This is a genomic window from Diaphorobacter sp. HDW4B (assembly GCF_011305535.1).
GTDB lineage: Bacteria > Pseudomonadota > Gammaproteobacteria > Burkholderiales > Burkholderiaceae_C > Diaphorobacter_A.
Map to the genome: position 1 here is coordinate 3,953,298 of NZ_CP049905.1, position 12,390 is coordinate 3,965,687.

The 12,390-nt window shown below is 61.9% G+C and carries 11 protein-coding genes; 5 read left to right on the plus strand and 6 right to left on the minus strand.

Annotated elements, in window-relative coordinates; translation table 11 throughout:
• The first annotated feature begins 19 nt into the window (after positions 1–19).
• Positions 20–628, plus strand: a complete 609-nt coding sequence (locus tag G7048_RS18030) for a helix-turn-helix transcriptional regulator (RefSeq protein ID WP_166069469.1) — start codon at positions 20–22, stop codon at positions 626–628.
• A gap of 7 nt (positions 629–635) precedes the next feature.
• Here the strand turns inward: G7048_RS18030 and G7048_RS18035 are convergent, their stop codons facing one another.
• Positions 636–1,844: an MFS transporter gene (locus G7048_RS18035; protein WP_166069470.1), complete on the minus strand. Its 1,209-nt coding sequence runs from the start codon at positions 1,842–1,844 to the stop codon at positions 636–638.
• Between the two features lie 167 nt (positions 1,845–2,011).
• Between G7048_RS18035 and G7048_RS18040 the strand changes: the two genes are divergently transcribed.
• Positions 2,012–3,001 carry a LysR substrate-binding domain-containing protein gene (locus G7048_RS18040; protein WP_166069471.1) on the plus strand — a complete coding sequence of 330 codons (990 nt, stop codon included), beginning with the start codon at positions 2,012–2,014 and terminating at the stop codon, positions 2,999–3,001.
• A 285-nt stretch (positions 3,002–3,286) separates the two neighbouring features.
• On the opposite strand, the gene G7048_RS18045 is transcribed toward G7048_RS18040, so the two are convergent.
• Positions 3,287–4,051, minus strand: a complete 765-nt coding sequence (locus tag G7048_RS18045) for an IclR family transcriptional regulator (RefSeq protein WP_166069472.1) — start codon at positions 4,049–4,051, stop codon at positions 3,287–3,289.
• A 146-nt stretch (positions 4,052–4,197) separates the two neighbouring features.
• Between G7048_RS18045 and G7048_RS18050 the strand changes: the two genes are divergently transcribed.
• Genes G7048_RS18050 through ligK form a run of 3 tightly spaced genes read left to right on the plus strand, consistent with a single transcriptional unit; the run spans position 4,198 to position 6,965 of the window.
• Positions 4,198–5,193, plus strand: a complete 996-nt coding sequence (locus tag G7048_RS18050; RefSeq protein WP_166069473.1) for a tripartite tricarboxylate transporter substrate binding protein — start codon at positions 4,198–4,200, stop codon at positions 5,191–5,193.
• Between the two features lie 47 nt (positions 5,194–5,240).
• Positions 5,241–6,269: an amidohydrolase family protein gene (locus tag G7048_RS18055; RefSeq protein WP_166069474.1), complete on the plus strand. Its 1,029-nt coding sequence runs from the start codon at positions 5,241–5,243 to the stop codon at positions 6,267–6,269.
• A 12-nt stretch (positions 6,270–6,281) separates the two neighbouring features.
• Entirely contained in the window at positions 6,282–6,965 is a 684-nt protein-coding gene (gene ligK / locus G7048_RS18060; protein WP_166069475.1) for a 4-carboxy-4-hydroxy-2-oxoadipate aldolase/oxaloacetate decarboxylase, read from the plus strand.
• Between the two features lie 621 nt (positions 6,966–7,586).
• Here ligK and G7048_RS18065 read toward each other — a convergent pair.
• Genes G7048_RS18065 through G7048_RS18080 form a run of 4 tightly spaced genes read right to left on the minus strand, consistent with a single transcriptional unit; the run spans position 7,587 to position 12,385 of the window.
• Positions 7,587–8,855 carry a M20/M25/M40 family metallo-hydrolase gene (locus G7048_RS18065; protein ID WP_166069476.1) on the minus strand — a complete coding sequence of 423 codons (1,269 nt, stop codon included), beginning with the start codon at positions 8,853–8,855 and terminating at the stop codon, positions 7,587–7,589.
• A gap of 48 nt (positions 8,856–8,903) precedes the next feature.
• Positions 8,904–10,685: a 2-oxo-4-hydroxy-4-carboxy-5-ureidoimidazoline decarboxylase gene (gene uraD, locus G7048_RS18070; RefSeq protein ID WP_166069477.1), complete on the minus strand. Its 1,782-nt coding sequence runs from the start codon at positions 10,683–10,685 to the stop codon at positions 8,904–8,906.
• Between the two features lie 38 nt (positions 10,686–10,723).
• On the minus strand, positions 10,724–11,683 hold the full coding sequence (puuE, locus tag G7048_RS18075; protein ID WP_166069478.1) for an allantoinase PuuE: 960 nt from the start codon (positions 11,681–11,683) through the stop codon (positions 10,724–10,726).
• Between the two features lie 24 nt (positions 11,684–11,707).
• Positions 11,708–12,385 carry a GntR family transcriptional regulator gene (locus G7048_RS18080; protein ID WP_166069481.1) on the minus strand — a complete coding sequence of 226 codons (678 nt, stop codon included), beginning with the start codon at positions 12,383–12,385 and terminating at the stop codon, positions 11,708–11,710.
• Positions 12,386–12,390: the final 5 nt, after the last annotated feature.

Below are 12,390 nucleotides of genomic sequence, written 5' to 3' on the forward strand. Positions count from 1 at the left end.
CACCTTCGCGGAACACACGATGCTTCTCAAGCGCAGACTCCCCGTTGACCAGTGGGTGGCCGCTTCCGACGCCATTTTTGAAGCGTTGGGCGAAGCCATTGTGCTGGTGAGTGCCAACGGGCACATTGCCTACGCTAGCCCGCTGACGCGGATACGGTTGGGCGAGGTCGAGGGGATGTGCATGTTGCGACATGAGCGGCTTTGGCATGCCGACCTGCACGTGCGTGAACAACTGAATGAGGCGCTGGTCAAAGCGCAGTCGCAGGGCGTCAGCTCTCAGCTTGGTGTGTCGACGACGCTTGGGCCTTCCACCATCTGGCTGCACTTTGCCAAAGCCCATCCGGACATGCAGTCAGCCAGTGATTCGCTGGTCTACGTGCGAGTGCGCATCGTCACGCCCAAGGAGCCACGAGACGCAGCCGAACAATTGCGCAGTGCGTTCAACATCACCGCCGCCGAGTCCAATGTGCTGGCCGCATTGGTGGAAGGCTGCGTCGCCAAGCAATACGCCACGCGCACCGGCGTATCCATCCACACCGTGCGCAAGCAGATCACCACCGTCATGCGCAAGATGGACTGCACTCGCCAGGTGGAACTGGTCGCCAAGGCGCGAGCCGCACTGCATTAGCAACGAATCACTCGGCGCTCATGCACAACCCTGTGCTGCTGGTGTGGTGAGTGGTGGATGGACCAGTGCGCCGAGCCAGCCAGTGGCTTGCGGCGGTCAGCACCAGACCCACCACCGTCAACGCACCTGCAGCCCAGCTTAGCGACAGCAGTCCGAAGCCGCCCGCGATCACCGCGCCGCCCACCCAGGCACCAATCGCATTGCCCAGATTGAAGGCCGAGATGTTGAGGCTCGACGCGAGATTGGTGCCCGCCGATCCGGCCGATTGCAGCACCTGCATCTGCATCGGAGCCACCGTCATGAACGCGGCAATGCCCAGCAGCAGCACATAGACCATCGCCACCCACGGGCTGTCAAAGGTCCAGCGACCGGCGATCAGCGCGATCAGCAAGGCGGCCAGCGTGATGAACAGCGCGCGCATCGCACCGCTGCGGTCCGAGAGCTTGCCGCCGATGTAGTTGCCAATCGCGAGACCCGCGCCAAACACCAGCAGGGTGATGGTCACCCACTGATTGCCCATGTGCGTGACCTGCGTGAGCAGCGGCTCGATGTAGGTGTACAGCGCAAAAACGCCCGCAAAACCGAACACTGTGATGCCCAGACCCAGCCAGACCTGCGCGTTGCCCAGCACCGCCAGTTCCTGCTTGAGCGAGGAGGGCGCAGGCATGGCCAGATGGCGCGGCACGAACAGCGCCAGAATCATGAACGCCACCACGCCCACCACAGCCACGGCCGCGAACGACATGCGCCAGCCGAAGTGCTGACCAATCCACGCGCCCGCAGGCACACCGAGCAGCGTGGCCAGCGTGAGCCCGGAGAACATCAACGCAATCGCAGACGCCTTTTTCTCGGGCGCGACCAGCCCGGTCGCCACCACCGCACCCACGCCAAAGAACGTGCCATGCGTGAGCGAGGTGAGCACGCGCGCCGCCATCAGCCAACCATAGCTGGGTGCGAACACCGCCGCGAGATTGCCCGCGATGAAGATCAGCATCAGCGCCAACAGCAGACGCTTGCGCGGCCACGAGCGGGTGCCGAGCGTGAGCAGCGGCGCGCCGATCGCCACGCCAATCGCGTAGCCGGAAATCAGCGTGCCCGCCACGGGGATGGAAATGCCCAAATCCTGACTCACCTGCGTGAGCAGACCCATGATGATGAATTCGGTCGTACCGATGCCAAAGGCCCCGGCGGCCAATGCCAAGAGTGATGCTGGCATGAAAGTTGTTCCTTGTGATGTTGGCGAGATCCGCGCAGTCCGCGCAGTCCGCGCCATTCGCGTGATGAGAACGAACTGTGCGCCTTGAATTGGCTTTTGTGTAGCCGGAACATGGGAACAGCACTTGTGCCATCATGGAACAAATGCACTGCAAGGAACCCTTGCCCATGAAAACCGTGTCTACTCCCTCCAGCCAGCTCGGCACCGACGTCAACCGCTCGGGCGAACTCGAAGTCTTCGTGCTGGTTGCCGACCTCGGCAGCTTCTCCGAAGCCGCCCGCAAGCGCGACGTATCGCCCTCTGCCGTCAGCAAGATCGTCGCGCGACTGGAAGCCAGATTGGGCGTGCAACTGCTGCAACGCTCGACCCGCCACCTGCAGCTCACCGCTGAAGGTCAGAAGCTCTACGACAACGGCAAGCGCGTGCTCGCCGACCTCAACGAACTCGAAGCGCTGGTCACCGCACGCAACAAACCCAGCGGCGTGGTGCGCATCAACGCCAGCACCGCGACCGGCCAGCGCCTGCTGATCCCGCTGGTGCCCAAGCTCATGGAAACCTACCCCGACCTGGTGCTTGACCTGAGCTTCACCGACTACGTGGTCGACCTCATCGAAGCCCGCGCCGACATCGCGATCCGCTGGGGCCGCTTGCCTTCATCCGACAACGTCGCCCGCCTGCTCGGCCACACCCGCCAGCTCATCGTCGGTGCCCCCGAATATCTGACACGCATGGGCCGCCCCAAACGCCCCGAAGACCTGGAGCGCTTCGTCCGCATCGGCTGGAACTACCCTCGCGCAGTCCCTCATTGGCCGCTGTGCGACAAAAAACAAAATACAGAAGACAAACGAAAAATCCACATCAGCATGGGCCAAACCCTGCGCGTGAACGACGGCGAAGCCATGCGCCACCTGGCCATACAGGGCGCAGGCCTCGCGCGCCTGTCGCTCTATCACGCATGGGACGATCTCAAAGCAGGCCGATTGGAAGCCGTCCTCGAAGACTACAACGCAGGCGACCTCGAACCCATCCACGCCCTCTACGTAGGCAAGCCCGGTCATCTGCCATTGCGAACCAGAGCGGTCCTGGATTACCTGAAAGAACACGTAGACCTGAAACACGCAGAGTCATTCCCCAAGGAATTTCTGAAACGAAAATAAAGCACAACATTGCCACCGCCATCTCGTGCAGTCGCGAGATGCCCCGGCACGAGCGAAGCAAAGTGCCGAGCGCACCTCTTCAAAACTGACTTCCGGCGGTTGTCCGAGCGAAGCGCCTACGGCGCGAAGTCGAGTTCTGCCGGAGGTATTCAAAGCGATTTTTGGTGACTTTTTGGCGCAGCAAAAAGTTACTCGCCCGCCGGGGCGAGACCCGGCCTCCGCACTCAACCACGTAGCGACGTCCAAAAAAAGAAAATGAAAGGCGTGGAAGGCATCCTTCGCCAATCAAGGATGCCAGTGGCTACGCTGAACAATAGTCTCCTGATCCGCATACCGAGCCGCCGCCAACGCCCGCGACAACCGATCCGCCCCCTCCACAATCAGCGCAGCATGCCGCCGCAACTCGGCCACCGCCTCATCCCCCGCAGCCACGGCCAAGCTGACAGCCCCAATCACCGCCCCACGCGCTGCAAACACAGGCGCAGCAATGCTCGCAGCCAACGCATTGGCTTCCCCCACGGTCGTGTGATGACCGCTCTTGCGAATGGCGTCCATGAGCGCCCCCTCATGCCCGGTGAACGCCAGAATCACCTGCCCAGCCGCACCCTTGTCGAGCGGCAACGGCTCACCCACCCGCGTGGGACTCACAAACCCGTCCGCCCCGCGCACGCGCAGCAACCGCACCCGCCGCCCATGCTCCAACGCAAAAAACGAGGCACTGTGTCCGCTTTTCTGTGCCAGTTCATGCAGCGCAGGTTCGATCACATTGCGCAGGTCGAAGGCACGCTGATAACGCGCGCCGAGCAAGGCCACCGCAGGCCCGAGTCGCCACACGCCACCGGGCAAAGCCACCAGATAACCCGCAACGGCCAAGGTGCGGGCCAGCCGCAACGCCGTCGGCTTGGCGAGCTTCGTGCGCTGCGCGAGTTGGGCCAACGTGAGCTGCGCATCGTGCTCGCCGAACGCATCCAGCAAGGTCAGCGCGCGCAGAACGGCGGTGACGATGGAGGTGGAGGCGGGCGGTTCTGGGGGCGTATGGATGCTTTCCATGGATGGCCTGGTGATGGTGAGCGTTTCATTGCATGAAACGGTATTGTCCGCGATTGCATGCTTCCTTAATCTAGGGTTTTCAGGCTGATTGCAAGCACGAGTCAGCGCACGCAGCCGCCGGACCGTCGAACCAGGAGACACCAGACATGAAGAACCATCCCGCAAGCACCCTTTCCCAACTCACCCGCCGCAGCGCCATCGCCTTGTTGGCGTTGAGTGCGAGCGTTTCGTCGTGGGCCGACGCGGCTTACCCAAGCAAGCCGGTTCGCATGGTCGTGCCGTTTGCCGCAGGCGGAGCGGTGGACACCGTGGGTCGCAGCGTGGCCGAGCGTCTGTCGCAGCAGATGGGGCAGCCCGTCATCGTGGACAACAAACCGGGCGCGAATGCCAACATCGGTGCCGAGAACGTCGCCAAGTCGCCAGCGGATGGCTATTCGCTGCTGGTCGGCGCGAATGGCGTGGTGACCAACAACACGCTGTACCCGAACCTGTCGTTCAACGGTCTGCGCGACTTCACGCCGATCGCGCGCATCGGCTATGCGCCACTGGTGCTGGTCACGCCCGCCGATGCGTCGTACAAGAACGTGCAGGACCTGCTTGCCGCTGCTCGCGCCAAACCCGGTGCGATGAATTACGGCTCGGCGGGCAACGGCAGCTCCGGTCATCTGGCGGGTGCGCTGTTCGAGTCGGTCGGCAAGTTCGACGCGCTGCACGTGGCCTACAAGGGCGGCTCGCCCGCGCTGGTCGATCTGATCGCCGGGCGCCTGAATTTCATGCTGCTCAATCCGCTCGAAGTGCTGCCGCATGTGCAGTCCGGCAAGCTCAAGGCGCTGGCCGTGACCGGCGAGAAGCGCGCGCCCATGTTGCCCAACGTGCCGACCATGGCCGAGGCGGGCGTTGCCGGTTTTGACGCAAGCGTGTGGTGGGTGCTGCTGGCCCCGGCCAAGACGCCTGCGGACATCGTGAACAAGCTCAACGCCGAGACGCTCAAGGCGCTGGCCGATGCGGGCGTGCGCGAGCGTCTGAATGCGCTGGGCGCGGTGATCACGCCATCATCGTCGGCCGACGCAGCAGCCTTCCTCAAGAGCGAATCCGCCAAGTGGGAAAAGGTGATTCGCGACGCGAACATCAAGGCGGATTGAGTACCAAATTTTTCGTCAACACAAGAGAAGAAGGGGAGAGAAGCATCATGATCATCGACTGCCACGGCCACTACACGACGGCCCCGAAAGCGCTTGAAAACTGGCGCAATGCGCAGATTGCGGGCATCAAGGACCCATCGCAAAAGCCGCGCGTGAGCGACCTGAAGATCAGCGACGACGAACTGCGCGAATCCATCGAGACCAACCAGTTGCGCCTGATGAAGGAGCGCGGCGCGGACCTGACGATCTTCAGCCCACGAGCGAGCTTCATGGCGCATCACATCGGCGATCTCGAAGTCTCCAGCACCTGGGCCGCGATCTGCAATGAGCTGTGCCATCGCGTGGCGCAACTCTTCCCCGACCACTTCGCAGGCGCGGCCATGCTGCCGCAGTCGCCCGGCGTCGATCCGAAAACATCGGTCGCCGAACTCGAAAAATGCGTGAAGGAATACGGTTTTGTCGGCATCAACCTGAACCCTGATCCGAGCGGCGGTCATTGGACCAGCCCGCCGTTGACCGAGCGTCACTGGTACCCCATCTACGAAAAGATGGTGGAGTACGACATCCCCGCGATGATTCACGTGAGCACGAGTTGCAACGCCTGCTTTCACACCACGGGCGCGCATTATCTGAACGCCGACACCACGGCCGTGATGCAACTGATTCAGGGTGACCTGTTCAAGGATTTCCCGACGCTCAAGTTCGTGATTCCGCACGGCGGCGGTGCGGCGCCTTATCACTGGGGGCGTTTCCGTGGCCTCGCGCAAGAGATGAAAAAGCCCTTGCTGGAAGAGCATTTGCTGAACAACATCTTTTTCGACACCTGCGTGTACCACCAGCCCGGCATTGATCTGCTCACCAAGGTCATCCCGGTGAAAAACATCCTTTTCGCCAGCGAAATGATCGGCGCGGTGCGCGGCATCGACCCGCAGACCGGCCACTACTACGACGACACCAAGCGCTATGTGAGTGCGACGGCCAACCTGAGCGACGAAGAGCGCCACATGGTCTTCGAAGGCAACGCCCGCCGCGTGTTCACACGCCTCGACGCACAACTCAAGGCCAAGGGCCAGTAAGGAGAACCCATCATGTATGAACTCGGAGTCGTCTACCGCAACATCGAGCGCACCGACCGCGCCACCACCGACGCGCTCGCTGCATTGGGCTCGGCCACTGTTCACGAAGCCATGGGGCGCGTTGGCTTGCTCAAGCCCTACATGCGTCCGATCTACGCAGGCGCACAGGTCTCGGGCACCGCAGTCACCGTGCTGCTGCACCCCGGTGACAACTGGATGATGCACGTCGCCGCAGAACAGATCCAACCCGGCGACATCGTCGTCGCAGCGATCACGGCAGAATGCACCGATGGCTATTTCGGCGACCTGCTCGCCACCAGCTTCAAGGCACGCGGCGCACGCGCGCTGATCATCGACGCCGGTGTGCGCGATGTGAAGACGCTGACCGAAATGCAATTCCCCGTGTGGAGCCGCGCGATCAGCAGCAAGGGGACGATCAAGGCTACGCTGGGGTCGGTGAACATTCCCGTGGTCTGTGCCGGGGCTTACGTTACGCCCGGTGATGTGATCGTTGCTGATGACGACGGGGTGGTGTGCGTGCCTCGGGCGATGGCTGCTACTACGTTGGCTGCTGCGCAGAAGCGGGAGGCTAATGAGGCGGCGAAGCGGGACAAGTTGGCTTCGGGCGTCTTGGGGCTGGATATGTACAGCATGCGGGAGCCGTTGGCTGCGGCTGGGCTTCGGTACTTGGATTGAGTTTTGCGCACTCAAACTGCGCGGGTTGGTGTATCTTTTTCAGCTGCTGCTGGGCGGTTGCTTACGGATGCCGGGAGTTCCGCCCGGCGGCGGAGTAACTTTTTGCTTGCGCCAAAAAGTCACCAAAAAACGCTTTGAATGCGGGGTCACACGATAGAACTCACTTTGCGCCGTAGGCGCGCCGTTCGGGCAACTATCGTGAGTCAGACCAAAAGCTGGGGAGGGGCTGCTGCATTCTGCGATGCAGCAGCGGAGGCGCAAGCATCGCGACGGAATGATCTTAGTTTTCGCGCGCGTCGAGTCGAATCTCACATCAAATTCTTCACAGCGCTTATGCACAGGCATCTCGCGACGTCGCGAGATGCAGCACGAGCAACGCGAAGTGCCGTGACACACCTCTTATGAAAAATCTGACTCACGATAGTTGCCCGAACGGAGCGCCTTTGGCGCGCAGTGAGTTCTATCGTGGGTATTCAAAAGCGCGCTTTTGGTGACTTTTCGCGCGCCAGCGAAAAGTTACTCGCCCGCCGGGGCGAACACCCGGCATCGGAAATCAAACTACGAACAGAATTTTGAAGAGCACACTTCAACCTCCCCAAAAATGGGGAGGCGAAAAGTGGATTAAGCCAACAAATCCACCAACGACCGAGCCACGACCTTAGTAGCCCGACGAAGGTCTCCCAACACCACCCGCTCATCCGAGCGCTTGGCATGCGACTCCAGCACAGTCCGTGGACCCGCGCCGTAGATCACGCCGGGAATCCCACGCTCCACATACAGACGCACGTCGGTATACAGAGGCGTCCCCACAGCCGGTGGCTTTTCGCCAAACACCGCTTCGCCATGCGTCTGGATTGCATCGACCAGCGGTTTGTTGCCTGCCAGTGGTGTCATCGCGTTGGCCAGCAGCAGGCGCTTGATGTCGAGGCGCACGGCGTCTTCGCCTGCGAAGCCGTGGTCCTTGTTGAACGCGGCGATCGCGTCGATCATCACCTGGCGGATGGTCGCTTCGACTTCGGCTGGGTTCTCTTCGGGGATCATGCGGCGGTCGATCTTGAGCACGACCTTGCCGGGGATGACGTTGGTGTTGGTGCCGCCCTGAATCTGGCCGACGTTCACATAAGGGTGCTTGATGCCCGTGACTTTGGATGTGACCTGCTTGTACTTCACGTTCTCGGCGTACAGCGCATTCAGGATGGCTGTCGCCGCTTGCAGGGCGTCGACGCCGGTGTGCGGCACGGCTGCGTGGGCCATCTTGCCGTGCACGGTGACTTCCATCTGCAGGCAGCCGTTGTGGGCGGTGACGACTTCGTAGCTGAAGCCTGCGGCGACCATCAGGTCGGGCTTGGTCAAACCCTTTTCGAGCAGCCAGCCGGGGCCGAGGATGCCGCCGAATTCTTCGTCATACGTGAAGTGCAGTTCGACGTTGCCCTTAGCGGGTTTGGCGACGGCTTCGAGTGCGCGCACCGCAAAAGTGAAGGTCGAGAAATCGCTCTTGCTCACGGCCGTAGCGCGGCCGTACATGCTGCCGTCGACGATGTTGGCACCGTAGGGATCTTGCGTCCATCCTTCGCCCGGTGGCACCACGTCGCCGTGTGCATTCAGGGCGATGGTCTTGCCGCCGTTGCCATAAGGGCGGCGCACGATCAGGTTGGTGATGGACTGCATGCCGTAGTCCTTCACTTCCTGTTCGGGGACGACGTGTTTTTCGGCGTCGAAACCAAAGTCCTTGATCAGCTCGGCGGTGCGCTCGGCGTGCGGTGCGTTGTTGCCCGGTGGTGTGTCGGTGGGCACTTGCACGAGGGCCTGCAGAAAACGCACTTGCTCATCGAAATGCTGGTCGATCCACGCATCAATGGCGGCATAGGTGGCCTGGCGATCTTGGGTCATTGCTTTTCCTTTTTTGTCTGGCTGTCGTTTTGATGGGTTGAGAGGCGCTCAGGCCTTCACGCCTTCGGATTCGAGTTGGTTGAGCACGTGGGTGAAAGCATCCACGGCGAGCTGCATGTCGTCGGACGTGGTGGACTCCAGCGGGTTGTGGCTGATGCCGGAATTCAGGCCGCGCGTGAACAGCATGGCCTGCGGCATGATTTCGTGGATCTTCATCGCGTCGTGGCCCGCGCCGCTGGGCATGCGGAACAGCGGAACGCCGAGCGCATTCACCGCGTTTTCCCAGCGCTTTTGCCACTCGGGCGCGCTGGGGGCCGCATCTGCGCTCATGGTTTGATCGGCCTTGTAGTGCAGGCCACGGCGCGTGGCGATTTCGTCGAGCTTGGCGAGGATGTCTTTGACCATCGCGTCGCGCTGCGCATTGGTGGGCGCGCGCATGTCGAGGCTGAACAGGCAGCGGCCGGGCACGACGTTGATCGAACCGTTGGGCACATTCAACTGACCGATGGTGGCGACGCTGTCGCCATCCTGCGCGGCGCGCTGTTCGACATAGAGAGCCAGTTCGGCTACGCCAACCGCTGCATCGCGGCGGCGGTCCATGGGTGTGGTGCCTGCGTGGCTGGCCATGCCGATCATCTCGCAGACATAGCGCTGGCTGCCGTTGATCGAGGTGACCACGCCGAGCGGAATGTCCAGCTCGTTGAGCACTGGGCCTTGTTCGATGTGCACTTCGATGAAGCCGAGGTAATCGGCGGCATTGCGTTGCAGTTTGGGAATGTCGTCAACGCACAGACCCGCGTGCTTCATCGCGTCGCGCATGGTGATGCCGTCCGCGTCCTGCTGGTCCAGCCATTCGTTTTTAAAGTCGCCGATCAACGCGCCGGAGCCGAGGAACGTGGCCTTGTAGCGCTGGCCTTCTTCTTCCGCAAAGGCCACGACTTCGATGCCGAACGGCAGGCGCTTGTTCTGCTGATGCAGCTCGCGAACGCAGGCCATGGGCACGAAGATGCCGAGGCGACCGTCGTACTTTCCGCCGTTGCGCACGGTGTCGTAGTGGCTGCCGGTGAGCAGGTATTTGCCGTCGTCTTGCGCAGGCTTGTAGCGACCCACGACGTTGCCGACCGCGTCGATTTCCACTTCGTCGAAACCACAGTCGCGCATCCAATGGCTGATGCGTTGCGCACACGCGCGGTGGGCGTCGGTGAGGTAGGTGACGGTGAGTTGGTTCAGCTCCGCGTAGCCGGGATCGGTGTGCTGCGACAGGCGCTCTTGCCAGTCCCACACTTCATTGCCGAGCGTGGGCTCGAAACCGAACTTGTCGTTGAGGCGAATCTCGGCGATGCGGTGGATGTTGCGCAGCGCTTCGGCACGTTCGAAGTCAGGGTGATTGAACAAGCGACGCGCGAAGGTGTCGATGATTTCCTGCTTGTTCAGGCCCGTGCCGCGTGGGCCGCGCACTGCCAGAATGAACGGAAAACTAAAGCGCTTGTTGTAGTCCGCATTCAGTTGCTGGATGCGCGCGAATTCTTCGGGCGTGCAATCGGTGAGGCCCGCCTTGCTTTGTTCGTTGGTCGATTCGGCGGTCAGCGTCTTGGAGACCATGGCTTTGCCGGCAAGCTCCGGGTGGGCGCGGATCAGGTCGAGTTGTGCCTGTTCGCTCGATGTGTTCACGACGTTCGCCATCGCATGCTTGAGGTGCGCAAGCGACTTGAATGGGCGCTGGCCCATGGCGTCTTTGGCGATCCATGGCGAGTGCTCGTAAATGCCGTCCAGCAATTGCGTGGCCTCGGCCACATCGGCTCGGTTGAGCTGGTCCAGTGTCAGCGTCATGGCGTGGTCTCCTGTTGTCTAGTTCGTGGTTTCGTGCATCAGAGCGCGGGCGCGGGAAAGCGCTGGGCCCAGTGGCGTGCGATGTCGATGCGGCGCGCCACCCACACGTTGTCGTGCTTCTGGATGTGGTCCAGAAAACGTTGCAGCGCCGTGATGCGGCCGGGCTTGCCAAGCAGTCGGCAGTGCATGCCGATGCTCATCATCTTGGGCGCGTTGTCGCCGTTGGGATCACCTTCGGCGTAGAGCACATCGAAGGTGTCCTTCATGTATTGGAAGAACGGATCGGCATGCGAATAGCCTTGCGGCAGCGCGAAGCGCATGTCGTTCACATCGAGCGTGTAGGGCAGGATCAGTTGCTGGTGCTTGCCGCCATCGGTCTTGCGAACCGTCATCCAGAAAGGCAGGTCGTCACCGTAGTAATCGCTGTCGTAAGTGAAGCTGCCGTTGTCGGCGACGAGGCGGTGCGTGTTGGGGCTGTCGCGTCCGGTGTACCAGCCCAAGCCGTGGTCGCTGTTCTTGCCGTAGAGCTCGCCAAAGATCTCCATGCACTGCGCCATGTGCGCGCGCTCGACCTCTTCAGGCACGCCCTGATAATGAATCCATTTGAGGCCATGGCAGGCGACTTCGTGGCCCAGTTCGTCGAACGCCTGAGCGACTTCGGGATAGCGCTTGAGCGCCGTTGCCACGCCGAAAACGGTGAGCGGCAGACCGCGTTTTTCAAACTCGCGCAGCAAGCGCCAGACACCTGCACGCGAGCCGTATTCGTAGATGCCTTCCATGCTCATGTGGCGTTCTGGATAGGCCGCCGGGTTGAACATTTCCGACAGGAATTGCTCGCTTGCCGCATCGCCATGCAGCACGCAGTTTTCGCCGCCTTCTTCGTAGTTCAGCACGAACTGCACGGCCACGCGGGCCTTGTTCGGCCATTCGGGATGCGGGGTGTTGCGGCCGTAGCCGATCAGGTCGCGAGGGTAGTTGGCGCAGGCGTCGTATGTCATGTCGGAATGGGGTGCTTGGGTGGCTTAGTTCGTGACGGAGGAGAGGGCCATCGACAGATCGCTGGTGGGCATGTCACGGTCAAAGGTGAGGCCTTGCTCGACATGCAACAAGTGTTCCTGCATCAGGCGCACGGCGGTGTCCTCATCCTTGTTGGCCAGCGCGAGCACGATGGCTTCGTGTTCCTCGTGGGAGTGTTCGGCGGCAGTCGTGCTCTGGTACATGAGCGTGATGAGCGCGCAGCGCGAGATCAGATCGCCCAGCATCTGCGCGAGCACGCCGTTGCCCATGAGCTCGGCCATCACGACGTGGAAGTCGCCCAGCAGCTCGGTGCGCTGGCCGACGTCGTTGCGGTCCATGGCTTTTTTCTCGGCCGTGATGTGCTGCTTGAGCGCCTTGATCTGCGCGGGCGTGACCTGCTGCACGAAGGTGCGCGTCATCGCGGTCTCCAGCATCAGGCGCACGGCGAAGACCTGCTTGGCCTCTTCGACCGACGGCGTGGAGACGAACGCGCCGCGCGCGGGCTCCAGCGTCACCAGACGGTTTTGCGACAACTGGAACAACGCCTGTCGCACAAGCGTGCGCGAGACGCCGAAGTGATCGGCCAGCTTCTGCTCGCCCAGCTTGGTGCCCGGCAGGAGCTTGTGCTCGACGATGGCGCGTGTGAGCGATTCGGCGATGGTGCTGGTTGCGGAAGATTCCATTTGGG